This window comes from Azospirillum sp. Sh1, from assembly GCF_008365135.1.
Taxonomy (GTDB): Bacteria; Pseudomonadota; Alphaproteobacteria; order Azospirillales; family Azospirillaceae; genus Azospirillum; species Azospirillum oryzae.
Genome location: NZ_VTTK01000008.1, coordinates 89,529 through 112,548 on the forward strand (window position 1 = coordinate 89,529; position 23,020 = coordinate 112,548).

At 69.6% G+C, this 23,020-nt stretch carries 27 protein-coding genes; 12 read left to right on the forward strand and 15 right to left on the reverse strand.

Annotated elements, in window-relative coordinates:
• The first annotated feature begins 5 nt into the window (after positions 1-5).
• Positions 6-548 (forward strand): DUF3833 domain-containing protein, encoded by a 543-nt coding sequence (locus FZ029_RS10575; RefSeq protein ID WP_149269213.1) that lies wholly within the window; start codon positions 6-8, stop codon positions 546-548.
• Here FZ029_RS10575 and FZ029_RS10580 read toward each other — a convergent pair.
• The 3 genes from FZ029_RS10580 to FZ029_RS10590 form a co-directional block, all read right to left on the reverse strand.
• Positions 511-972, reverse strand: coding sequence for a nuclear transport factor 2 family protein (locus FZ029_RS10580; protein WP_149269214.1), 462 nt, complete (start codon positions 970-972; stop codon positions 511-513). The two genes, FZ029_RS10575 and FZ029_RS10580, sit on opposite strands and share 38 nt — an antisense overlap.
• Complete coding sequence (locus FZ029_RS10585) at positions 969-1,760, reverse strand: SDR family NAD(P)-dependent oxidoreductase (protein WP_149269215.1); 792 nt, start codon at positions 1,758-1,760, stop codon at positions 969-971. The genes FZ029_RS10580 and FZ029_RS10585 overlap by 4 nt, the downstream gene beginning before the upstream one ends.
• A 103-nt stretch (positions 1,761-1,863) precedes the next feature.
• Positions 1,864-2,067 (reverse strand): hypothetical protein, encoded by a 204-nt coding sequence (locus tag FZ029_RS10590; RefSeq protein ID WP_149269216.1) that lies wholly within the window; start codon positions 2,065-2,067, stop codon positions 1,864-1,866.
• Between the two features lie 381 nt (positions 2,068-2,448).
• On the opposite strand from FZ029_RS10590, the gene exbB reads away from it, so the two are divergent.
• From exbB to FZ029_RS10605, 3 genes are read left to right on the forward strand one after another with little or no spacing between them, the layout of a single operon-like run.
• Positions 2,449-3,360, forward strand: coding sequence for a tonB-system energizer ExbB (gene exbB / locus FZ029_RS10595; RefSeq protein ID WP_247892252.1), 912 nt, complete (start codon positions 2,449-2,451; stop codon positions 3,358-3,360).
• 5 nt (positions 3,361-3,365) lie between these two features.
• Positions 3,366-3,797 (forward strand): TonB system transport protein ExbD, encoded by a 432-nt coding sequence (gene exbD, locus FZ029_RS10600; protein WP_149269217.1) that lies wholly within the window; start codon positions 3,366-3,368, stop codon positions 3,795-3,797.
• Positions 3,794-4,663, forward strand: a complete 870-nt coding sequence (locus FZ029_RS10605; protein WP_149269218.1) for an energy transducer TonB — start codon at positions 3,794-3,796, stop codon at positions 4,661-4,663. The genes exbD and FZ029_RS10605 overlap by 4 nt, the downstream gene beginning before the upstream one ends.
• A 212-nt stretch (positions 4,664-4,875) precedes the next feature.
• Here FZ029_RS10605 and FZ029_RS10610 read toward each other — a convergent pair whose 3' ends face one another.
• The 4 genes from FZ029_RS10610 to FZ029_RS10625 form a co-directional block, all read right to left on the reverse strand.
• On the reverse strand, positions 4,876-5,388 hold the full coding sequence (locus FZ029_RS10610; RefSeq protein WP_149269219.1) for a hypothetical protein: 513 nt from the start codon (positions 5,386-5,388) through the stop codon (positions 4,876-4,878).
• A 111-nt stretch (positions 5,389-5,499) separates the two neighbouring features.
• On the reverse strand, positions 5,500-6,177 hold the full coding sequence (locus FZ029_RS10615; protein WP_247892253.1) for a phosphatase PAP2 family protein: 678 nt from the start codon (positions 6,175-6,177) through the stop codon (positions 5,500-5,502).
• A 100-nt stretch (positions 6,178-6,277) separates the two neighbouring features.
• Complete coding sequence (locus FZ029_RS10620) at positions 6,278-7,231, reverse strand: D-2-hydroxyacid dehydrogenase family protein (protein WP_149269220.1); 954 nt, start codon at positions 7,229-7,231, stop codon at positions 6,278-6,280.
• Between the two features lie 16 nt (positions 7,232-7,247).
• Positions 7,248-8,228, reverse strand: a complete 981-nt coding sequence (locus FZ029_RS10625; protein ID WP_149269221.1) for a phosphoribosylaminoimidazolesuccinocarboxamide synthase — start codon at positions 8,226-8,228, stop codon at positions 7,248-7,250.
• A 103-nt stretch (positions 8,229-8,331) separates the two neighbouring features.
• Between FZ029_RS10625 and FZ029_RS10630 the strand changes: the two genes are divergently transcribed.
• Positions 8,332-9,126 (forward strand): 4'-phosphopantetheinyl transferase superfamily protein, encoded by a 795-nt coding sequence (locus tag FZ029_RS10630; RefSeq protein ID WP_149269222.1) that lies wholly within the window; start codon positions 8,332-8,334, stop codon positions 9,124-9,126.
• 128 nt (positions 9,127-9,254) lie between these two features.
• On the opposite strand, the gene FZ029_RS10635 is transcribed toward FZ029_RS10630, so the two are convergent.
• From FZ029_RS10635 to FZ029_RS10660, 6 genes are all read right to left on the reverse strand, one after another.
• Complete coding sequence (locus tag FZ029_RS10635) at positions 9,255-10,682, reverse strand: S41 family peptidase (protein WP_149269223.1); 1,428 nt, start codon at positions 10,680-10,682, stop codon at positions 9,255-9,257.
• Positions 10,683-10,956: 274 nt separating this feature from the next.
• A complete protein-coding gene (locus FZ029_RS10640) occupies positions 10,957-11,679 on the reverse strand; it encodes a sugar transferase (RefSeq protein ID WP_246457327.1) in 723 nt (240 codons plus the stop codon).
• A gap of 133 nt (positions 11,680-11,812) precedes the next feature.
• Positions 11,813-12,859: a hydrogenase expression/formation protein HypE gene (gene hypE / locus FZ029_RS10645; RefSeq protein ID WP_149269224.1), complete on the reverse strand. Its 1,047-nt coding sequence runs from the start codon at positions 12,857-12,859 to the stop codon at positions 11,813-11,815.
• A 208-nt stretch (positions 12,860-13,067) separates the two neighbouring features.
• On the reverse strand, positions 13,068-13,292 hold the full coding sequence (locus FZ029_RS10650) for a HypC/HybG/HupF family hydrogenase formation chaperone (RefSeq protein ID WP_136701240.1): 225 nt from the start codon (positions 13,290-13,292) through the stop codon (positions 13,068-13,070).
• A 16-nt stretch (positions 13,293-13,308) separates the two neighbouring features.
• Positions 13,309-14,298, reverse strand: coding sequence for a hydrogenase nickel incorporation protein HypB (hypB, locus tag FZ029_RS10655; RefSeq protein ID WP_149269225.1), 990 nt, complete (start codon positions 14,296-14,298; stop codon positions 13,309-13,311).
• An 81-nt stretch (positions 14,299-14,379) separates the two neighbouring features.
• The gene (locus FZ029_RS10660; protein WP_247892254.1) at positions 14,380-15,492 is read right to left on the reverse strand and encodes a nickel-dependent hydrogenase large subunit; all 1,113 of its coding nucleotides are present in this window, start codon (positions 15,490-15,492) and stop codon (positions 14,380-14,382) included.
• 266 nt (positions 15,493-15,758) lie between these two features.
• Between FZ029_RS10660 and FZ029_RS10665 the strand changes: the two genes are divergently transcribed.
• From FZ029_RS10665 to FZ029_RS10695, 7 genes are all read left to right on the forward strand, one after another.
• Complete coding sequence (locus FZ029_RS10665; RefSeq protein ID WP_149269227.1) at positions 15,759-16,373, forward strand: HupE/UreJ family protein; 615 nt, start codon at positions 15,759-15,761, stop codon at positions 16,371-16,373.
• A 219-nt stretch (positions 16,374-16,592) separates the two neighbouring features.
• A complete protein-coding gene (locus FZ029_RS10670) occupies positions 16,593-17,234 on the forward strand; it encodes a YjbE family putative metal transport protein (protein ID WP_149269228.1) in 642 nt (213 codons plus the stop codon).
• A 98-nt stretch (positions 17,235-17,332) separates the two neighbouring features.
• Positions 17,333-18,202, forward strand: coding sequence for a DUF3618 domain-containing protein (locus FZ029_RS10675; RefSeq protein WP_149269229.1), 870 nt, complete (start codon positions 17,333-17,335; stop codon positions 18,200-18,202).
• A 13-nt stretch (positions 18,203-18,215) separates the two neighbouring features.
• Positions 18,216-19,265 (forward strand): YihY/virulence factor BrkB family protein, encoded by a 1,050-nt coding sequence (locus tag FZ029_RS10680; protein ID WP_149269230.1) that lies wholly within the window; start codon positions 18,216-18,218, stop codon positions 19,263-19,265.
• A gap of 276 nt (positions 19,266-19,541) precedes the next feature.
• Positions 19,542-19,730 carry a hypothetical protein gene (locus tag FZ029_RS10685; protein WP_149269231.1) on the forward strand — a complete coding sequence of 63 codons (189 nt, stop codon included), beginning with the start codon at positions 19,542-19,544 and terminating at the stop codon, positions 19,728-19,730.
• Between the two features lie 226 nt (positions 19,731-19,956).
• Positions 19,957-20,655 (forward strand): hypothetical protein, encoded by a 699-nt coding sequence (locus FZ029_RS10690; protein ID WP_149269232.1) that lies wholly within the window; start codon positions 19,957-19,959, stop codon positions 20,653-20,655.
• A 58-nt stretch (positions 20,656-20,713) separates the two neighbouring features.
• On the forward strand, positions 20,714-21,298 hold the full coding sequence (locus FZ029_RS10695; RefSeq protein WP_149269233.1) for a HutD family protein: 585 nt from the start codon (positions 20,714-20,716) through the stop codon (positions 21,296-21,298).
• Here FZ029_RS10695 and FZ029_RS10700 read toward each other — a convergent pair.
• Positions 21,295-22,626, reverse strand: a complete 1,332-nt coding sequence (locus FZ029_RS10700) for a GH1 family beta-glucosidase (protein ID WP_149269234.1) — start codon at positions 22,624-22,626, stop codon at positions 21,295-21,297. The two genes, FZ029_RS10695 and FZ029_RS10700, sit on opposite strands and share 4 nt — an antisense overlap.
• 2 nt (positions 22,627-22,628) lie before the next feature.
• Entirely contained in the window at positions 22,629-22,967 is a 339-nt protein-coding gene (locus FZ029_RS10705) for an acyl carrier protein (RefSeq protein WP_085091864.1), read from the reverse strand.
• Between the last annotated feature and the right edge of the window lie 53 nt (positions 22,968-23,020).

Below are 23,020 nucleotides of genomic sequence, written 5' to 3' on the forward strand. Positions count from 1 at the left end.
TCTTGATGAAGATCGGGGATTTCGCCGGCAACACGCCCGAATTGCGGATCGAGCAGTATTTCGCCGGGCGCACCCATGCCTGGGGCGTGTTCGAGGACCGGTTCGGCACGCTGCGCCGCAGCTTCACCGTCGCCATCGACGGACAGTGGGACGGGCGGGAACTGGTGCTGGACGAACGCTTCCTCTATGCCGACGGCGAGACCGACCGCCGGGTCTGGCGCATCGTCAGGACGGCCGAGGGAGCCGACGGGGGATATTATGAGGGGCGGGCCGACGACGTGATCGGCACGGCGGTGGGGCGGTCGGCCGGCAACGCGCTGAACTGGACCTACGAGATGGCGTTGAAGGTGGGCGGCGACCGCTGGCGCGTGCGCTTCGACGACTGGATGTGGCTGCAGCCGGGCGATGCGTTGATCAACCGCGCCAACGTCTATCGCTGGGGCCTGTGGATCGGCACGGTCAGCCTGTTCTTCCTGCCCGAAGGCCGGATGGTCCGGCCCGATACCGTCGTCAATCCGGCGGTGCGGCCCCCAGCCGCCGCCGAATGAGGCGAAGCGGGGCGCCCAGCAGCGGCAGGCGCAGATAGACGTGTTCACCGGAATCCCAATGGTCGATGTGCTCGGCCACCCGGCCGTCGGCAACCTGCCGCACCTCGCTGGTGCCGATCACGTCCATCCGGCCGATGCCGGTCACCGTCGCCTCGAACCGCCAGCGCAGGATCGCCAGATCGGGTGCGAACAGCCGGTGGGTGACGGTGAAGCGCAGATCGCGGCAGCCGTTCAGCGTGTGGACCAGCGCCGCGCGCACCGCGTCGCGCCCGCGGGCGTCGTTGAAGGGGTCGCGGAAACGCACCTCCGGCACGGTCAGCGCCGGCAGCCGGTCGAGCGCCTCGACGCTGAGCGTCTCGAAGAAATCGGCCCAGGCGTCCAGTCCCTGGATTTTGGGCCCGTGGATTCTGTGGTCGTCCGTCATGCCCCCGTCGCCTTGCGCACCAGCGGGAAGTAAAGCCGATAAGGCAGGCAGCGCGCCAGCTTCAGCTTGCGGGTGAAGCGCTTGGGGAAGGTGATCTCGAAGCCGTCGCCCTCCATCTCGTCGGCCAATTGGCGGGCCGCATCCTCCACCGGCATCAGGTCCGGCATGGGGAAGGGGTTGCGGGCGGTCAGCGGCGTGTCGATGAAGCCGGGGCAGACCAGCTGCAGCCTGATCCCGGCGCGGTCGCAGTCGGGCTTCAGCGACTCGCACAGGTTGATCAGCGCCGCCTTGGTCGGGCCATAGGCCGCCGCCGTCGGCAGGCCGCGGTACCCGGCGACGGAGGCGACCACCGCCACCTGTCCGCGCCCGCGCGCCCGCATCCGCGGCAGCAGCGCCTCCAGCCCATGGACCACGCCCATATAGTTGACCTCCATCAGCCGGCGGGCGGTGTCGGCGGAAAAATCCTCCAGCGACATCGGACTGTGGGTGCCGGCATTCAGCACCGCCCGGTCGATGGGACCGAACCAGCGTTCGATGGCGGCGACGGTGGCGGTGGTGGCGACGCGGTCGGTGACGTCCAGCGGGAAGATGCGCATGCGGTCCGGGCTGTGTTGCACCGTTGCCGTCAGATCCTCGACCGAGCGGGCGGAGAGTGCCACCCGTGCCCCGCCGTCGGCCAGATGGATCGCCAGCGCCCGGCCGATGCCGCTGCTGGCGCCGGTGATCCAGGTGATGCCGGGCGGCTTGCCGTCCGGCTCGCTTTCCGCTTCGCCGCCAGTTCCATCCATGATGCGCTCCGCACACTATCTCCATGGCGGTACGCGGCCGGGGTTCCGGCGGATCACCGGATGCGGCGGGACAGCTCGTCGCCACGCTCCGACAGGTCGCGCATCAGGGCGCGGGCCTCGTCCTCGCCGGTCCAGCGGGCGACGGAGGCGATGCCGTCGGGACTGTCGGAGGCGCCGTCGCGGCCACCCTCGCGTCATCCGGCAGGCCGAACACCTGTCCCGCCCGCGCCTCCACCACGGCGAAGCGGCCATCGCAGGCCATCAGCCGGAAACTGCCCTTTTCCTCCAGGATCGACACGCGGTTCATCGGCACTCTCCCTGGCACTGTCTCGATTGGCGGTTCAACCGGCGGGAGCGCCGGATGGTTGCACGGCGTCGAGATTCTCCACGACAGAAGGGCTCAATAATGGTACTGAGACTTATTCGCACTTGGTCGCGGTGGTGGTTCAGGCGCCCGAGACTGTTCGCAAGGCCAATCAAATCACGGTCTTAGCGCGGCGAATTCCCACAAAAACGCACGTTTCTCCGCCGGCAGCGGTCGATTTTCAGTGCGAGTGCGACTCATTCGCATTATAACCGCGTTGGGGTATCCACTCCGGAGCATAGCGCCGGAGTGCCGTCGGGATTTTTGCCTTGTGATTTTGACAGCGCGCGTGCCGGACACGCGCCGAGGGGGAGTTGGACCGCCATGCCGACATCGTTTCGCCACCGTCCTGCGCTGACCGCCGCACTTGCCGGTGCCGGGGCTCTGCTGGCCGGCGCCGCCTCCTGCGCGCAGGAGGCTGCCGCGCCCGCCGCCGCCGCCCCGGCGCCGTTGGGCGCGGCGCAGGGACCGGCAGGCGGAGTGGTGGGGGCGGCGCAGGCTGTTCCGGACGCGGCTGCCGCGGCTCTCGCCTCGCTGCCGCACGACCTGTCGCCCTGGGGCATGTTCGTCACCGCCAGCCCGGTGGTGCAGGCGGTGATGGTGGGTCTGGCGCTCGCCTCGGTCGTCACCTGGACCATCGCCATCGCCAAGACGGTGGAACTGTCGTCGGCGAAGCGCAAGGCGCGGACGGCGCTGGCGATGCTGGAGGAGGCGCGCTCGCTGTCGCAGGCGGCGGAGCGGGTCGGCTTCAGCCAGGGCACCGCCGCGGCGCTGGTCCGCGCCGTGGTCGCCGAGACCCACCTGTCGGCCGACGCGCCGTCGCGCGACGGGTTGATGGACCGCGCCGCCTCGCGGCTGGAGCGGATCGAGTCGGCGGCCGGCCGGCGCATGGCGCGCGGCACCGGCATCCTCGCCACCATCGGCTCGACCGGCCCCTTCATCGGCCTGTTCGGCACGGTGTGGGGCATCATGACCAGCTTCATCGGCATCTCCAAGGCGCAGACCACCAACCTTGCCGTGGTGGCGCCGGGCATCGCCGAGGCGCTGCTGGCCACCGCCATCGGGCTGGTCGCCGCCATCCCCGCGGTGGTGGTCTACAACGCCTGCAGCCGCGCCATCGGCGGCCACAAGGCGCAGCTGACCGACGCGTCGGCGGCGGTGCTGCGCCTGCTGAGCCGCGACATCGACCGCCACGCGCTGCCGCGTCCCCACAGCAATTCCCGCGCGGCGGAGTAACGGCAATGGGTGCGCGCCTCGGCTCCAGCGGCAACGACGACGATCTGACCGAAACCCATGAGATCAACGTCACGCCCTTCATCGACGTCGTCCTCGTCCTGCTGATCATCTTCATGGTCGCGGCCCCGCTGGCGACGGTGGATGTGCCGGTCGATCTGCCGGCCTCCACCGCCACGCCGACGCCGCGGCCGGACAAGCCGCTGTTCCTGACCATCCAGGCCGACAAGACGCTGTCGCTGGGCGAGACCACGACGACCAGGGAGGCCCTGGGCGCGGCGCTGGACGCCGCCACCCATGGCGACAAGACCCAGCGCGTCTTCCTGCGCGCCGACAAGACCGTCGATTACGGCGCGCTGACCGAGGTGATGAACAGCCTGCGCGCCGCCGGCTATCTGAAGATCGGCCTTGTCGGGCTGGAAGCGGCGCCGGCGCCATGAGTGCGGCCTTCGACCAGGAAGCGGTGGGGGGCTGGTCCGCCGACGGGGCGGAGCGTCCGGCGCGCGGGGCTTTCCGCTGGGGCGGCAGCCTGATGCTGGCATTGGGCGTTCATGCCGCGGCCGGCGTGGCGATGGTCGCCTGGCATGTGCCGATCACGCCGTCGGAGGCCGATCCGCCGGCCGTGCTGCTGGAACTGGCGCCGCTGCCGGTGGCGCCGCCGGAGCCGACGCCGGCCATCGACATTCCCCTGCCGGAACCGATGCCGGAGCCGGTGATCGAACCGGAACCCGAGCCGCCGCCGCCCGAACCCGAACCGGTGATCGAGGAACCGCCGCCGCCGCCGGAGCCGCCCCCCGTGGTCGAGCCGGAGGTGGTGCTGCCCCAGCCGATTCCCAGGCCGCCGCCCGAACCGCCGAAGCCGAAGCCCGAGGTGAAGAAGGAAGCGCCGAAGCCCAAGCCGGAAAAGCCGAAGCCGCCCCGGCCGGTGGCCCAGCCGGTGCAGCCGGCCCCCGTGGCCGCTCCGCCCGCTCCGGCTCCCGCACCGGCGGCGCCGGCCCCCTCGGCCGCGCCCAGCCGGGCGGTTCCCAGCTGGCAGGGACGGCTGCTGAGCCATCTGGAACGGCACAAGCGCTATCCGCGCGCCGCCCAGGCCCGCCGGCAGGAAGGGGTCGCCCAGGTCCGCTTCACCATTGACCGCGACGGGAACGTGCTGTCGGTCCGGCTCGACCGCAGTTCCGGCGTGCCGTCGCTCGACGAGGAAACGGTGGAGATGGTCCGCCGCGCCTCCCCCCTGCCGGCCCCGCCGGAGGAGATGGCGAAGGACCGCATCGAACTGGTGGTCCCGGTCCAGTTCTTCATCCGCTGAATCCGTCTCAGAGTCTGTGAGTTTTTATGGGTCCTGCTGAGAGACGCTTGAAGTTTGAACCGCTTCGCATCGGATCCGATCACGAGCTTCTCTCGACCGTCATTCCCGCGTAGGCGGGAATCCAGGTTTTCCAAAGGATTAGCTGCCGATCAGCCTGGATCCCCGCCTTCGCGGGGATGACGGCCAAAAATGCGCCTAAAACTCACAGGCTCTCAGTCCAGCGTCGGCTCCGCCCGCTGGCCGACGCGGCGCTGGGAATCGACGGCGGCGCGCAGGCGGTCGCGGGCCGCGCCCCGGCTGGAGCCGTTGGCGGCCGCCGGGCGCAGGCCATTCAGGGCGGCCAGGAAATTGGTGCCGGCGCGCGCCTTCTGTTCGCGGCCCTTCGGTTCGGAGACACGCCAGGCGGGCAGCGCCGGTATCTCCTGCGTGACCTCCTCCCGGTCGATGGCGGTGTCCGGTGCCGCGGCCTTGTTCGCCTGGGCGCGGGCCTGCTGCGCTTCCACCCGCGCGCGGGCGACGATGCGTTCGCGCAGGTCCACGTCCAGCGTGCGGAACACGCGCGACGCCTCGGTCAGTTCGCGTTCCCGGCCGCTGTCCAGAGTGCGTTTCAGGGCGTTCGCCAGCAGGCGGCATTCCAGGACGCCGGGCACCCGCTCGCGCTCCACCGCGCGGGCGAGGACGCCGACGGCTTCCAGGGTTTCGCGGTCGAGGGTGCCCTGAGGCATGGTGCGGCCTGATCCGAAAGGGGTAGGGTCGACACTATCGGCGGGCAAGCGTCCGTATTCAAGCCGCTTGTTAACCTTTTGTGCGACGCACCGCGATTACCGTCCGGCCCCCTATCGTCCCGCCGTCGCTTCCGGCCGGTCCTGCTCCACCGCACCGCGGCGCTGCAGCCATTCGGCGACCATCCAGCACAGCGCCGCCCAGGCCGCGCCGACGCTCCAGCCCGCCAGAACGTCGGTCGGCCAATGGACGCCCAGATAGACGCGGCTCGCCCCGATGATGAGGGTCAGCACCATCGCCCAGCTCAGCAGATAGGCCTTGGTGCGCCGGCCCTCGACGAACTGGGTCAGCAGGGCGCCCAGCGTCAGGTAGACGACGGCGGACTGCATGGCGTGGCCGCTGGGGAAGCTGGCGGAGATCACCTGATCGCCATGCGGCACCAGATCGGGACGGGCACGGTCGAACAGCATCTTCAGCACGGTGCTGAGCGCCCCGCCGCCGCCGACCGCCACCAGCACCAGCAGGGCCGCCGCCCGTTTGTGCAGAAGCAGCAGGAAGCCCAGCGTGGCGGCGGTGAGGATGGCGAGGATGGTGGTGCTGCCGAGCGAGGTGATGTCGCGCGCCATCCGGGCCAGCCACCAGGGGCCGCCGGGCAGGTCGGGATTCAACGGATCGCGGAGCGCCAGCAGGATGTGCTTGTCGAAGGCGGTGGTCTCGCCCTCCATCACCTCGCCGGCCAGTTCGACGAAGCCGAACAGCAGGCCGGCGATGGCCGAGAGGCTGACGAGCATGCCCAACTGGTGCCGGCTCAGCTTCGCCCAAAAACCGCTTCTGCTGCTGCCCCCGACCATATTGTTCCGGCTCACCCGCACCCTCCATCCAGTTGCCCGTTCAGGCGGGAGAGAGCAGCCGCACCGGTGAGCCGGCCGTCCAGGCCAGGATGTCCTCCAGGGCGTCGCGGTAGAACACCGCGTAATTCTCCCGCGTCACGTAGCCCAGATGGGGCGTCAGCACGGTGTTGGGAAGGTCAAGCCAAAGGCTGTCTTTCGGCAGAGGCTCGATGGGGAAGACGTCGATGCCGGCGCCGCCGATATGGCCGTGCCGCAACGCATGGACCAGCGCCGCCTCGTCCACCAGCCCGGCGCGCGAGGTGTTGACGAGGAAGGCGGTCGGCTTCATCGCGCCGATCTCCGCCGCCCCCACCACGCCGCGGGTGCGCTCGCTCAGCACCAGATGGACGCTGACCACGTTGGAGGTCGCGAACAGGTCGCGCTTTTCGACGCGGGTCACGCCGGCCTCGGCGGCGCGCTCGTCGGTCAGGTTGGGGCTCCAGGCCACCACCTCCATGCCGAAGGCCTGACCCACCCTGGCGACCTTGCTGCCGAGCTTGCCCAGGCCGACCAGCCCCAGCCGCTTGCCGCCGAGATCGCCGGTCAGGCCGGTCTGCCAGCGGCCCTCGCGCAGAGCCCGCTCCTCGGCCGGGATGCGCTTGGCCAGCGCCAGGATCAGGCCCCAGGTCAGTTCCGCCGTCGGCGCCCCGACCATGCGGGTGCCGCAGACGGGGATGCCGCGGGCGGCGCAGGCCGCAAGATCGACGGCGTTGTTGCGGGCGCCGGTGGTGACCAGCAGCTTCAGGTTCGGCAGCCGGTCGATCAGGCTTGCTGGGAACGGCGTGCGTTCCCGCATGATGACCAGCACGTCGAAGGGCTCCAGCGCCGCCGCCACCGCGTCGGCATCGCCGAGCGGCTGCTCGAAGACCGTGAGGTCGCTGCCCGGCGGCAGCTGCGACCAGTCGGCGAGGTCGCGGGCGACCCCCTGGTAATCGTCGAGGACGGCGACGCGCATGGAGCCCGGCCCCCGCTTACTTGGTGAAGTAGGGCGCCAGATTGGCGCGGATGCGGTCGAGGATCGGCACGGCGGTGGCCGGCACCTCGAACGGGCGGCCGGTGATGGTCTCGCCGGCTTCGATGTAGACGCGGGCCGCTTCCAGAACCACGTCGCCGGGGATCTCCGGGATGTCCTGGGTATAGGGATCGCAGCGGGCGACGACCCAGTTGCGGACGAAGTCCTTGTCGAAGCTTTCCGGCTTCCCGCCGGCCTCGAACCGCTCCTGATAGCTGGCGGCGAACCAGTAGCGCGAGCTGTCGGGGGTGTGGATCTCGTCGGCCAGCAGGATGTTGCCGTCCTCGTCGAAGCCGAACTCGTACTTGGTGTCGACCAGGATCAGGCCGCGGTCGGCCGCCATCTTCTGCCCGCGGGCGAACAGGGCCAGCGCCTTGTCCGACACCTCGTCCCACTGGGCGCGGGTCAGCAGGTTGCGGCCCACGATCTCGGCGGCGGTCAGCTCCTCGTCATGGCCGGCGTCGAAGGCCTTGGTGGTCGGCGTGATGATAGGGGTTTCCAGCCTCTGGTTCTGGCGCAGCCCGTCGGGGAAGATGTGGCCGTACATCTCGCGCCGGCCCTGCTTGTACATCGACCAGATCGAGGTGCCGGTGGTGCCGGCCATGTAATCGCGGACCACGACCTCGACCGGCATGATGGTCAGGCGCTTCGCCACCACCACGTTGGGGTCGGGGTATTCCAGCACATGGTTGGCGCAGATGTCCTTCGTCGCCTCGAACCAGAAGCGGGCGGTCTGGGTCAGCACCTGCCCCTTGAAGGGGATGGCGGTCAGGGCGCGGTCGAAGGCCGACAGCCGGTCGGTGGTGATGAGGATGCGCCTGCCGTCCGGAAGGTCGTAGTTTTCGCGCACCTTGCCGCGGTAATGATTGGGCAGCTCCGGGATGAAGGCGTCGCGAAGAACGTTGGTCAGGTGCGGGGCGAGCAGGGCGGTGTCAACCATGGGATCCTGGTCCGGATGCAGGGGCGGATGCGAGAGGCGCGCATGATACCCGAAACCCTTGCCGGAGCCAGGGCGCTAAATTGAGAGGGAGGATCGCTGTCCGATGCATGACGGGACCATCACGGAGGCCGCCGCCGGGACCGCAAAGGAGGGGGCCGGGGACTATGATCCGGCGCCCGGAGTCGTCCGCGTCTGGTTCGCCGATCTGGCAGCCTTGTCGGCTCACAGAGAGGCGATGCGTGCCCTGCTGTCCGCCGACGAGGTGGAGCGCGCCGACCGTTTCATGATGGAACGGCTGACCGACCGCTTCATCCTGCGGCGCGGGCTGCTGCGGCTGCTGCTGGGGCGCTGCACCGGACGTGACCCGGCGGGCCTGGTCTTCGATTACGGCACGCACGGCAAGCCGGGGCTGGCCGGCGGCCCGGCCTTCAACCTCAGCGACAGCGAGGATGCGCTGGCCATCGCCGTAGCGGCGGAAGGGCGGATCGGCGTCGATATCGAGCGGCTTCGCCCGATCGAAAGCGCCGACGGCATCGCCGACCGCTTCTTCCACGCGACCGAGCGCGCCGCCTTGCAGACGCTGGGTCCGGAGCAGAGGGACGAGGGCTTCCTGCTGGCCTGGACCCGGAAGGAGGCCTTCATCAAGGCGGCCGGCGTCGGGCTGTCGATGCCGCTCGACCAGTTCGCGGTGGAGGTGACGCCCGGTGCGCCGCCGGCCCTGCTGGAGATCGACGGGAGCTTGCGCGGCGATGTCGGGGTTCCGGCGGACTGGAGCCTGTTCGACCGCCGGGTGCTGCCCGGCACCATCGCCGCCATCGCGGCCCATGGGACAGGTTGGACGGTGGAGACGCGGGTGATGGATGCCTCCCTCTCCCCCCTGGGGAGAGGGGCGGGGTGAGGGGGAGGCATCGGGTGGATTCATTGGGGAATGGGAGAGTGCTCGGCTTTTGAAAATCCTCGCCGCGCTTCCCCCTCACCCTAACCCTCTCCCCGGGGGGGAGAGGGGATTTTCCGGCATCGGGCGTTTCACTCCCCGCCGGCCAATGTTCCGGTCAGGCGGTTGCGGATGGCGGAGACGGCGCATTCCAGCGGGCGGTCGTCGTCGGGCTTGGGGGCCTTGTCCATCACGTCGGGGCACATGTCCTGGGCCAGCCACACCTGCGGCTTCGGCGGGACCGGGGCGTTGGGGTCGCAGGTGGCGGGGTCGGGGTGGGTTTCCTCGGTGCTGCCGTGGGTCGGCTTGACCTCCAGGTTCGGGGAGACGCCGAAGCAGTCCACCAGCGCCCCCGACGGGCGATAGTAGCGGGCGGTGGTCAGGCGGATGCCGGTGTCGACGCTGAGCGAGGAGATCGTCTGCACCGACCCCTTGCCGTAGGAACGGGAGCCGAACAGCAGCGCCCGGTGATGGTCCTGCAGGGCGCCGGCCACGATCTCCGACGCCGAGGCCGAGCCGCTGTTGATCAGCACCACCACCGGCAGCCCGGCCAGCAGGTCGCCGGGGGTGCCGCGGTAGTTGCGGGATTCCTCCGGATCGCGGCCACGGACGGAGACGATGTCCACCGTTTCCAAGAAGCGGTCGGCCACCTGCACCGCCTGCTCCAGCAGGCCGCCGGGGTTGTTGCGCAGGTCGATGACGGCGCCGGTCAGCCGGCCCTTCGCCTGCCGGCGCATGGCCTCGATCGCCGAGTCCAGTGACGAGGAGGTCGACTGGTTGAAGGTGGCGATGCGGACATAGGCGACGTTGCCCTCCAGCCGGTAGCGCACCGGCTGGATCTTCACGATGGCGCGGGTCAGCGAGACGCGGGTGTTGGCCTCGGTCGCCGGCGGCCGGCGGATCGACAGGGCGACGGAGCTGCCGACGGGGCCGCGCATGCGGGCGACGGCGTCGTGCAGGTTCAGCCCCTTCACCGCCACGTCGTCGATGCGGGCGATCAGGTCGCCGCTGCGCAGGCCGGCGCGGGCGGCCGGCGAGCCGTCGATGGGGGAGACGACCTTGATCAGGCCGCTTTCCTCGTCCATCGTCACCTCGATGCCCAGCCCGCCGAACTCGCCCTGCGTCTGTTCGCGCAGATAGCGGTAGCGCTCGGCGTCGAGGAAGCTGGAATAGGGGTCGAGCGAGCCCAGCATGCTGTCCAGTGCCGCCTCGGTCAGCATGCGGTCGCTGGCCTTCGGGTTCTCCGCCTTCTTCTTCTTCAGCCCGTCCTCGGCCTTGTCGATCAGCACCTGCGGATCATAGGCCTTCACATGCTCCGTCAGGACGCGGCGCATGGCGTCGGAGAAGAGGACGTAATTGCGGTCGGCGGTGGACAGCGATCCATAGCCGCGGATCTTCGCGAAATCCGTCCGGTAGCGGTCGAGCGCCGCGACGGTGTCGGCACGGCTGGTGGGGGCGACGGCGCAGGCGGGGCCGATCGCCACCATCATCAGCAGCAAGGCAGCCAGCAGCTTCGCCATCCTTGGACCCTCTTGACTGGCCGATCCGGCCGGCGGTCTTACGCGCATCGTTCACTTATACCAGTGTTTCGCCGGTTGCCGCGACCCTAGCACGTCGTCCGCCCATTCTCAAAATCCATCCCGATTTCGGCAAGAGGGTCATGTCCGAGACGGATCGGCCGAACCGCGCAAGTGGGCGGACTCCACAAATAGGGAGTGCAAACGGCGATGTCGCGCGCCCCAAGGGAGCGCGCGACCTGTCTGAACGGATGAGCGCTTTCGGAGAGGGCGGGTGTCAGTAGGCGCCGCTGCCCTTCACCACGACCCGCACCGTGCGCAGCATGATGCCGATGTCGGCCCAGAAGTTCCAGCCGACGACATAGGCGGTGTCGAGCTGGACGCGGCGCACGTAATCGACGTCGCTGCGGCCGCTGACCTGCCACAGCCCGGTCAGGCCGGGGCGGCAGCGGGTGTAGAAGGGGAAGCAGGCGTGGTAATAGGACACCTCGTCGTCGATGATCGGGCGGGGGCCGACCAGGCTCATGTCGCCGCGCAGGACGTTGATGAGCTGCGGCAGCTCGTCCAGGCTCGATTTGCGCAGGAAGCGGCCGACCGGGGTGATGCGCGGGTCGTTGCGCAGCTTGCGCGTCGCCAGCCATTCGGCGCGCGCCGTCTCGTCGGTGGCGAGCAGCCGTTCCAGCACCTCGGCCGAGTTGACCACCATGGAGCGGAATTTCAGGCAGGTGAAGGGGCGCCCGTCGGCGCCGATGCGCCGGTGGCCGAACACCGCCGGGCCGCCGTCGCGCGCCACCATCCAGGCGAGCACGAGCATCAACGGCCCGAAAACGGCAAGCAGACCCAGTGCGCCGACGATGTCGAAGGCGCGTTTCACGCGGTGCCTGTGCAAGGGTGGGCAACCGGGAAGCCGGTCCATCGCCTGCATCGCCGACCGGGTTCCGGCCATCCGGCCGGGGTCCAGCCGGGGAGCGCCCAGAAGGGCGATGTTGGACAACGCCATTATATTCTCTCGTCGCTGATCGTCTCTGGTCAGAGCATAGGACCATCCGAGAGAGGCAACGGCCAGCGCGCGAAAGGGGTCCCGCCAAAGGGACGGGACGTTTGGAAAGGGTGAGTTAGCCCGCCGGTACGGGTCAGCAGATCCGGGGAAGCTGTTCCCCGGTCAGCCAGTCCACGATCCGGCGGCCGCCGAAGCGGGTCTCCATCTGAACGAAGCGGTGGGGGTCTTCCACCACACATCCGATGCGGGCGGCGTCCCGTCCCAGCGGGTGGTCGCGCATGACGGAGAGCAGACGGTCGCACTCCTCCTCGGCGCAGATCGCGATCAGCTTACCTTCGTTGGCGGCATAGAGCGGGTCCAACCCCAACAATTCGCAGGCCGCCGCGACCTGCGCCCGCACCGGGATGTCCGATTCGCGCAGCCGCATGCCGACGCCGGACTGGTGGGCGATCTCGTTCAGCGTCGTCGCCAGCCCGCCGCGGGTGGGATCGCGCAGCACATGCACGTCGGGCACCGCCGCCACCATCGCCGCGACCAGCCCGTTCAGCGCCGCGCTGTCGGACAGGATCGCCGTCTCGAAGCCCAGATTGTCGCGGGTCGACATGATGGCGACGCCATGGTCGCCCATGGTGCCGCTGACCAGGATCACGTCGCCCGGCCGCGCCCGGTCGCCCGACGGGGCGACGCCCGGCGGCACCATGCCGATGCCGGTGGTGGTGATGAAGATGCCGTCGCCCTTGCCGCGCTCCACCACCTTGGTGTCGCCCGACACGATGGCGACCCCGGCCTCGCGCGCCGCGGCGGCCATGCTATCGACCACCCGCTTCAGGTCGGCGAGCGGGAAGCCTTCCTCGATGATGAAGCCGGCGGTCAGGTGCAGCGGCACCGCACCGGCCATCGCGACGTCGTTCACCGTGCCGTGGACGGCCAGCGACCCGATGTCGCCGCCGGGGAAGAACAGCGGCGAGACGACGAAGCCGTCGGTCGTCATCACCATGCGTCCGCCCGGCACGTCGAAAGCGGCCTGATCGTTGCCCTGGTCGAGATACGGGTTGGCGAAGGCGGCGGCGAACAGCTCGCGCACCAGCTGCGCCATCGCCTTGCCGCCCGACCCGTGGGTCATATCCAACGCCCCGCGGGCGATGTCGAGCTTGCGGGTGAAGAGGCGGCGGTCGGTCATGGGCGTGGGGTCCGGGTGGTCGGTTGGAAGACGAGCCCCCGCGGAAGCGGTGCGGGAGCCCTTGTGTTTTGTACGCCGTCATTCCCGCGAAGGCGGGAATCCAGCCGGTTCAACGGCTTATCTGCGGAGCTTCCTGGATCCCCGCCTTCGCGGGGATGACGTGCTTGTTTGCGGGTGCGGATTTCTGTCGGAGCACGGGAGACCAGCGTCAGGCAGCGGCGTCCGCGACTTCGGCCAGCAGAGCGAGCGTTCGCTCGGCCTCCTCGGCATCCAGGCGGGACAGGGCGTAGCCGACATGGACGATCACGTAGTCGCCGACGGCAACGTCCTCCACCAGCTCCAGCGAGCAGGTGGAGGTGACACCGCCCAGGCTGACGGTGGCGCGGTCGTCGGGCAGCAGGGCGGTGACCAATGCAGGGACGGCAAGGCACATGGCGGTGGTCCTCCGGTCAGACGGCTGCGGTGGCGTTGACGGCGGTGGCGGCGTGGGAGGCGCGGGCCTCCGCCAGACCGTCGGCGATCCAGTCGTACCACTCCTCCAGCCCCTGGCCGGTGGTGGCCGACAGTTGGATCACCGCCAGCGACGGGTTCAGGCGCTGGGCGTAGCCGATCATGCGCTCCACGTCGAAGCTCAGGTGCGGCAGCAGGTCGATCTTGTTGACCACCAGCAGGTCGGCGCGGACGAACATGTCCGGGTATTTCAAGGGCTTGTCCTCTCCCTCCGTCACCGACAGGACGACGACGCGGTGGGTCTCGCCCAGGTCGAAGCCGGCGGGACAGACCAGATTGCCGACATTCTCGACGAACAGAACGCCGTCCCCGGCGAACTGGCCCTCGGCCGCCAGCCTGTCGGCGGCCTGCGCCACCATGGAGGCGTCGAGGTGGCAGCCCTTGCCGGTGTTGACCTGTACCGCCGGGGTGCCGGTGGCGCGGATGCGGTCGGCGTCGAAGCTGGTCTGCTGGTCGCCCTCGATCACCGCGACGGGGAAACGGCCCTTCAGGTCGGTCAGGCTGCGGGTCAGCAGGGTGGTCTTGCCCGATCCGGGGCTGGACATCAGGTTCAGCACGAACACCCCGCGCTCGGCGAAGCGGCGGCGGTTGACCGCGGCCAGACCGTCGTTCTTCGCCAGGATGTCGCGTTCGATGGTGACCAGCCGCGGCTGGTTCAGCGCGGCGCCGCCGTCGATGGCGTCGGCACGGTCGGGGAGGTGGTGATCGTGATGATGGTGCCCATGCTCGTCATGGCTGTGGCGGAACACCGTGCCGTCGGGGGCGACATGCTCGTGGGTGTCGTCATGGTGGTGATGGGCATGGTGGTGCGCCTCGCCATGATGGTGGCGATAGACCTTGCCGTCGGGGCCGATATGCTCATGCCCGGCATCGGCGGCCTTGCCGTCTATCCGGGTCTCGCCCTCGCCGCATCCGCAAACCGTGCACATCACGCGCTCTCCCGCTCATCGATCCGCAATCCGTCCGCCCTGCCCATCATCGGCCTGCCCGCAGGCTTGGGCAAGCGCTCGTCATTCGTGTACTTCTATGCCGCAGGCGACGCAGGGGTCCAGCATCGCGACCAGCAGCCGCACCCGCTCCACCGCGTCGTCGCGGTCGCGCACCGCGGCCCCCGCCAGCCCGCGCGCCAGCGGGCCGCCGGCGGCGAAGTTCCAGTCGGTCGGCGCCACCATGCGGGCGTCGGCCAGCCGTCCGTCGCCGTCCAGCCGCAGCCAGTGGGCCAGCCGTCCGCGCGCCGTCTCCGCCACGCCGCAGCCTTCGCCGGGAGCCGACGATCCGGCAACGGCGGGCTCGGCAGGGCGAAGCTCCGCGATTGCCGCCTCCATTCGCCGCGGCAACTCCACCAGATCGGCGAGACGCGCCGCGAACAGCCGGGCGAGCCCGTCGCCGAACCGCTCCGTCACCGAGACGACCAGCGGGTGGTCGGCCTGCCGCTCCAGCGGGCCGGTCAGGGCAGGGCTATCCATGTACCGGGGGGTGGCGGCGAAGGACCGGTCGCCGCTCAGCGCCGTCGCGTACCAGCCGGGCGACCGCTCAGCCAGCAGCGGCGTTCCGCAGGCACCCCAGCCGGCCAGATCGGGCGACAGCAGCCGGGCGGCAAGCCGCGCCGCGTCGCTGCCGCCGCGTGCCGCCCAGCGGGCGAGGTCGACGGCATCCTGCGGCGGCGGGCCGGCGAAGACGGTCGTCTCCAGCCAGCCGGCCATGCGTGCCAGCGCCTCGCGCAGGGCCGCCGTGTCCGGCCGCAGCACGCCGCCGCCGGGCCGCAGCCCGTCCTTGGCTGGGTAGAGCGCCGGCATGACCGCGGACACCGCCGCCCGCAGATCGCGCAGGGCCGCCGCCGGCCGGGGTGGGGCGCCGAGGCGCGCCGGCCATTCGACCACAGCCTGCCAGCCATGGCTGTCCAGCGCCTCCGCATCGGTCAGCAGGGTGCGGGCGGTTTCATGGGCGCTCGCGTCGATCCCCAAGGCCGCCTCGCAGGCGCGGGCGACCGCCAGCCCCTGGGCGCTGCCGCACAGGCTGAACAGAAGGGGTGCCAGCCGCACAGCCTCCTCCGCCTTGCGGCCGACCAATGCTGCGACGGCGCGCGGACGGCGGGTGGCGACCTCGGCCCGGCGGATGGTCATTCCGTCTTTTCCGCCCCCATCCCCACCTCCGCCGAGCCACAGCCGGACGGATACCGAACCCTCTCCGGGAAGCGTGGCTGCGGACATCGAGGATTCCTGTGGCGACGGGGGAGCGCATCGTGACGGATCGGGGGTGCAACACATTGACCTGCGTCAAACGACGTAGGTCCGGCGGGGTGGAACCGCTGTCCCGGCCATGGCCGGGCTGACGCTTTCTGCTACACTTCGCCGCGACAGCGCGACACGACATCAGAGGATACCGGTCCATGAAACGTTTCCCCCTCGCCTCGGCCGTGCTGCTGGCCGGGCTGGTGCTGCCCGCGGTCGCCGACGCCCACACCTTCGGTGCCCATGACGCCGGCTTCGCCCATGGCTTCCTGCATCCGGTCGGCGGCTGGGACCATCTGCTGGCGATGGTCGCGGTCGGGCTGTGGGCGGCGCAGCGCGGCGGTGCCGCCCTGTGGGCGCTGCCGGCCGCCTTCGTCACCGCCATGATCGGCGGTGGCCTGCTGGGCATGACGGGCATCGCCCTGCCGGCGGTGGAACTGGGGATCGCCGGGTCGGTGATCGCGCTGGGCGCCCTGGTCGCCGCGCAGTCGCGCCTGTCGCTGCCGCTGTCGATGGCGGTGGTCGCGGCGTTCGCCCTGTTCCACGGCCATGCCCATGGCGCCGAGATGCCGGAGGCGGCGCAGCCGCTGCTCTATGGTCTTGGCTTCGCGCTGGCGACCGCGCTGCTGCATGGCGCCGGCGTCGCTGCGGCCCTGTCGCTGCGCGGGATCGCCCGCGGGACCGGGGCGGCCCTCGCCCTGCGCGGCCTGGGTGCGGCCATCGGCCTGGCTGGTGTCGGATTGGGCGGCGTGGCGCTGGCCGCGCTGGTCTGATCCGGGGCCTTGCGACCCCAAGTTCATGAGGAAGGCCGGGCGGGAGACCGTCCGGCCTTTTTGCTGTGCATTTGCCGCGCATTCAGCGGCCGACCCATGCGGCACCGCGACATTTTTCCACCTGCGCCGGGAGACAATGTTGCGCCGCCGCGTGTTCACGCGCTATAGGGCAGGCCTTCCCCGCCCGCATCTCCTCAACTGAAAATCGACGGACAGACCGTGGACTCGCTGATTCCGGAATTGATCGCGCTTGCCCAGGTGGTGTTCATCGACCTGGTGCTGGCCGGTGACAACGCCATCGTCGTCGGCATGGCCGCCGCCGGGGTGGCGCGGGAGAATCGCGCCCGCGTGATCTTCTGGGGCATCGCCGCCGCGGTGGTCCTGCGCATCGGCTTCGCGCTGGCGGCGACCCGGCTGATGGACATCATCGGGCTGACGCTGGCCGGCGGATTGCTGCTGCTGTGGGTGTGCTGGAAGCTGTTCCGCGAGCTGCGCAGCCAGCGCGAGGAGGCGGAGGCCGCCGCCCTGATGGGCGAGGACGGCGACGATGCCGCCGCACCCGCCGGGGGCGGCAAGGCGGTGAGCACCGCCATCTGGGAGGTGATCGTCGCCGACGTGTCGATGTCGCTCGACAATGTGCTGGCGGTGGCGGGTGCGGCGCGCGAGCATCTGTGGGTGCTGGCCATCGGCCTTCTGCTGTCGGTGGCGCTGATGGGCGCCGCGGCGACGGTGATCGCGCGGCTGCTGAACCGCTTCCACTGGATCGCCTATCTGGGGCTGGCGGTCATCGTCTATGTTGCCATCCGCATGATCTGGCAGGGCAGCACCGAGGTCATGGCCTTCGCCCAGCATGTGACCTGATCGGGTGGGCCGACCGGGCGGGTTCCGGGCCGGCGCGGCCGGAACAATCGGCGTCTCCTGGTGTTGCAAGCCGGCAGCCCCCACAGGAGACGCCCGGCATGACCCATCACAACGACGCCATTCCGTCCGCCGCTCCGTCCCATGCGGCCGGCGGCGATCCCGCCGCCGGGGTTCCGCCCGCCACAGCCACCTCCCCCCAAGGCCGCCGGCCGGAAGAGATCGAGCACGAGATCCAGTCGATCCGCGCCCGCATGGACTCGGTGATCGACGAGATCGAGTTCCGCCTGTCGCCCGGCCAGATGTCCGGCGGCGTGGTGCAGGTGGTGCGCGACGTGATCCAGGGTGGCGGCGACGGCCTGTCCGGCCGCATCGCCCGCGCGGTGCGCGCCAACCCGATCCCGGTGGCGCTGATGGGCGTCGGCGCCCTCTGGCTTGCCGTGGCGGTCGCCCGCACGCCGGAATCGACCACTGGGTTCGACGATTACGATCCCCATGGCCGCCACCTCGACCCGCGCAGCCGGCATCTGCTGACCGACCTGATCGCCGCCTGCCGCGACGGCGCCGAAGCCTTCCGCCGCGCCGACATGACCATCGCCGATACGGCCCTGTCCGCCCGTCTGGAGGATCTGGCCGACCAGCTCGACCGCAGCGCCATGGCGCTGGACGCCGAACTGCGCACCGGCGGCGGCCGGATCGAAACCGCCGGGGATGGGGGGCGCGTCTGGTCGCCCATGCATGGACTGGCCGAGGCCAGCGCGCGCAGCGTGATGGCCGGGGCCGGCGGGCCGGGGGCGCGCGGCGACCTGCTGGCCCGGCTGGAAGGCGGGCTGGACGGCACGCTTTCGCTGTTCCGCGACGCCCTGCGCGATGCGCCGGACGACCATCTGCAAGTCGTCATCGGTGCCCAATTCCACGCCATCGAAACGGCGCGCCATCGCGTCGGCGCGTTGCGCGAAGCCGTGGTCTGAGGAGGGCGGGGGCATGCTGGGGCTGAGCCGACGCCATTACTACGAGCACCGGAACCGTGCGGGCGGACAAGCCGCGAATGACGGCGGCGGCGGGGGGGCCGGGGACGGCCGTGGCCGGTCGGCGGACAGCCCGTCGGACATCCCCAAGCGTGGCTGGAAGGACATCCTGCTGCGGGTGTGGGACGAGCAGAGCAAGGACAACGTGTCGATGCTGGCGGCCGGCGTCGCCTATTACGCCCTGCTCGCCATCTTCCCCGCCGTCGCGGCGCTGGTGTCGATCTACGGCCTCGTCGCCGATCCGTCGATGATCGAGAACCAGCTGAACCAGCTGGGCAGCCTGCTGCCGCCGGAGGCGCTGTCCATCGTCAGCGACCAGGCGCGCAAGGTGGCGACCACCCCGTCGCAGGGGCTGGGCTTCGGCCTGATCTTCGGCCTGCTGCTGACGTTGTGGAGCGCCTCGCGCGGGACCAATTCGATGGTGTCCGCACTCAACATCGCCTATGGCGAGAAGGAAACGCGCGGCTTCATCAAGCTGGCGATGCTGTCGATGGGGCTGACGGTGGCGGGCCTGCTGTTCGTCATTCTCGCCATGACGATGATCGTCGCCGTTCCGGCCGCCATCAACATCATCGGGCTGAAGGACACGCCGATCGGCTGGATCGCCAGCCTCGCCCGCTGGCCGATCCTGGCGGTGACGATCATGCTGGCACTTGCCGTCTTCTACCGCTACGCCCCCGACCGCCGCGAGCCGCAATGGCGCTGGGTCAGCTGGGGATCGGCGGTGGCGACCGCGGTCTGGCTGCTGGGGTCGCTGGGTTTCTCGATCTATGTGTCGAATTTCGGCAGCTACAACGAGACCTACGGCTCGGTCGGCGCCGTCGTGATCCTGCTGCTGTGGTTCAACCTGACCTCCTACGTCGTGCTGATGGGGGCGGAGCTGAACGCGGAGATCGAGCACCAGACCGCCCGCGACACCACCGCCCGCGACGGCCGCTCCGCCCGTCCGATGGGCCGGCGCGACGCCTATGTCGCCGACACGGTGGGCGAGCGGAAGGCGGGCTGACCGGCAAAATATCCCTTGGCGGGGCGGCAGCCGCGCGTTATGGTCGCCCCCATGCAACAGACGCTTTCCATCACGTCCATTGGACGTTCCCGATATTTTGGCCGCTGGTTTCGTTCGGCGGCCTAGGAACGCGCATCTGTCGCTCACTCCCGAAGCCGCCCGGACCGACCCGCGGCGGCTTTCGTGTTTGTGACCCCGGCCCTTGATGGGCCTCACATCCTGAAAATCCGAACACGGGCGACCCGGGCGGCCTCACCATCCGCAAGAGAGGTTGTCATGTTCGATTTCGATGTCGTCACCGGCCCCACCCAGCCGCCCCACTGCCCGATCGCCGATCTGATCGCAGAAGACTCTGCCGTATCGGGGGCCGCCGAGTCGTCCCCGCGGCCGGCCGCCGTGGCTGCCACGGCCGGAAGCACCCGGTCGGAGTCGCTGCCGGACAAGGGGGAAAAACCGCGGTCCTGAGCCGGATGGGGCCGCCGACCGTGGCGTGCAGGCCTCGCATCCGGACTTTCGACCAAAAAATCACGAATCCTGCCTATGTTCCGCCGGCTGTTGTCGTATACTCCCTTAGGGCAGATGTGTCCGGGTTACGGCTCAGCCGGCCGTACCTCTTGTTTGGTGCTCCTCGAACGGCGTTCGGATCGGTTTTTCGGGCGTGGGGATCGGATCGGAAGAAGGATGACTGATCATGGCGGATGATGCTCTCTCAAGCGTCAACTCCCTGGTGTCCAGCCTCAACGCCTCGATCAACAATGCGGTCGAGGCGATCAAGAAGTCGCAGAGCAATCAGGCGGTCGGCGACGTCAAGGAATACTCCAAGACGGTGAAGAAGTCGGCGCTGAACACCAATGCCGGCGCGACCGACATCGGTGTGATTTCCAAGAACACCACCCGCCTGAACGTCGCCAGCACGCTGGCCGCGAACGACAAGGTCGATTTCTACAAGTTCAAGGTGGTCAGCAAGGGCGAACTGACCATGGGGCAGGTCGGCGACGACGGCGTGCATGTCCAGCTGATGAACCGGCTTGGCCGGGTGATGGCCGACAGCGACCCGAAGGCCGGCGACAATTATACCGCCTTCAAGAAGCTGCAGGCCGGCAATCTGTCGGTCGACAAGGGCGACTACACCCTGCGCGTCACCCGCGACAAGGGGCAGTCCGACAAGGACCCCAAGAACTACGCCATGCAGCTGGTCATGGGCAATTACAGCCAGGACTACGACACCGTTGCCAAGCAGCCGGCCAAGGGCGACACCGGCCTGACGCTCACCACCGGCCAGCAGGCCACGCTCGACGGGCTGAATCAGGCCATCGGCAGCATGAACTCCATCCCCACCGGCCAGACCGGCACGCAGAAACTGATGGGCAGCTTCAGCCTGTTCGTGTGAAGCCGGGCTGTCGGCTGTGTTATGACCGGGCGGAGCCGATCCGTTCCGGAGCAGACCCTTGCAGTCCAAAAACCCGTCCATCACGCGCCTGACCCCGGCCGACCATCGCCGCGTTCCCTGGAAGAATGGCGGCGGCGTCACCACCGAACTGGCGGTGGAACCGGCCGCCGACGGGCGATTCGTCTGGCGCGTCAGCATCGCCGACGTGGTCGAACCCGGCCCCTTCTCCGCCTTTCCCGGCTATGACCGGCTGATCGCGGTGGTGGAGGGCGACGGCATGCGCCTGTCGGTCGATGGCGCCCCGCCGGTCGAACGCCGCCGCCTGGATCCCGCCTTCGCCTTTCCCGGCGATGCATCGGTCTGGTGCGAACCGACCGCCGGCCCGATCCGCGACGTGAACCTGATGCTCGACCGCGCGTCGGCCACCGGCGCCCTGACGCTGCTGGCGGGACAGGCCGGCCACCGGGCCGCCGGCGACGTGCTGCTGGTCCATGCGCTGGCCGGAACGCTGACCGTCATCCCGGACGGTGGCGAGGCGCTGACGGTTCCCGCCGGCCACAGCCTGCTTCTGCGCGACGCGGCGGCGCTTGTGGAGGCACCGGACGGGGCGGAGGGCGTCTGCGCGGAAGTGCGGCGGCGCTAAGCCTTCGCCGCCCGGATCAGTTCCGCATACCAGCGCGCAGAGGCCTTCGGCGTGCGGACCAGGGTCTGGAAATCGACGTGGACGATGCCGAAGCGTTGGCCATAGCCGCTGCCCCATTCGAAATTGTCCAGCAGCGACCAGACGAAATAGCCGCGCACGTCGGCACCCTGGGCCATCGCGTCGCGCATCGCGGCGTTGTAGATGGTCAGGTAGTTGATGCGGTGCGGGTCGTGGACCCTGCCGTCCGGACTGACGGTGTCGCTGCCGCCGCAGCCGTTCTCCGTCACCACGATGGGCAGGCGGTAGCGGCGCTGGATGGTCAGCAGCTCGTCGCGGAAGGCGTCGGGGAAGATCGCCCAGCCGACGCCGTGGGTCGGCGAATCGGGCGGCGCGTCGCCCCAGCCATAGCCCCAGGTCCGGGCCGGGTCGGCCTTGGCGAAGATCGGGCCGTAATGGTTCAGCCCGAACCAGTCCACCGGCCGGGCGATGCGCGCCATGTCGCCGGGCTGGACATAGGGTTCGATGGCGGCGGCGGTCTGCGGCGGGTAGTGGCCCAGGATCTGCGGATCGCAGAAGACCAGATTCCAATGCTCGTCCAGCAACGCCGCGGCGGCGCGGTTCTCCGGCGTGTCGGTCTCGGGGATCACGACCTGACGGTTGTGGATGGCGCCGATGGAGGCGCCCGGCACCATGTCGCGCAGCACGTCCACCCCGGCGCCATGGGCGAGGTTGACGTGGTGGATGGCGCGCAGATGCTGCGCCCGGTCGACGATTCCCGGCGCCGCCCAGGGGATGGCGTAGCCGAACAGGGTGAAGACCGAGAATTCGTTGAAGGTGATCCAGCGCTTCACCCGGTCGCCGTAGCGCCGGGCGCAGAGCGCGGCATAGTCGGCGTACCAGCCGGCGCAGTCGCGGGCCGCCCAGCCGCCCAGATCCTGCAGTGCCTGCGGCAGATCCCAATGGTAGAGGCACAGCCAGGGCTCGATCCCGGACTCCAGCAGCCGGTCGATCAGCCGGTCGTAGAAGTCCAGCCCGGCGTCGTTCACCGCGCCCTTGCCGCGCGGCATCACCCTGGGCCAGGAGACCGAGAAGCGGTAGGCGTCGACGCCCAGCCCCTTCATCAGCGCCACATCCTCCGGCATGCGGTGGTAGTGGTCGCAGGCGATGTCGCCGGTGTCGCCGTTCACCACCCCGCCCTGGGTGCGGCAGCGGACGTCCCAGATGCTGGCGCCGCGCCCATCCTCGGCCGCCGCGCCCTCGATCTGGTAGGCGGAGGTGGAAACGCCCCACGTAAAGCCGGGTGGATAAGTGGAAGTCCGGTCGGTCATGGTCAGGCTGCGATCTGGTTGATGCTGCGGCAGCGGGCCTCGAACGCGTCGGAGATGAATTCGGGGCGCTTGTAATAGCCCTTGATCCAGCTCGCCAGCAGGCAAAGTTCCTCCAGCTTCACCAGCTCGTCCAGCGTCCCTTCGGGAAAGCGGATGGCGAAGCTCTCGGAGATGTATTCCAGGACCTGCTCGACCTGATCGATCGACAGCTGGATATCGGTCTCCAGGGTCGCATTGCGGGTCAGCAGAGCCTCGTCGACCCCATATTCGTCGCGGATCAGCTTCACGATCCAGCGGAACATGTGCATCCAGTTGGATACACCCTCGATCGACTTGCTCATCGCGACGCTCGGCTTCGGGTTGCGCGAAAGGGGTAGGCAACAGCGACTGTACG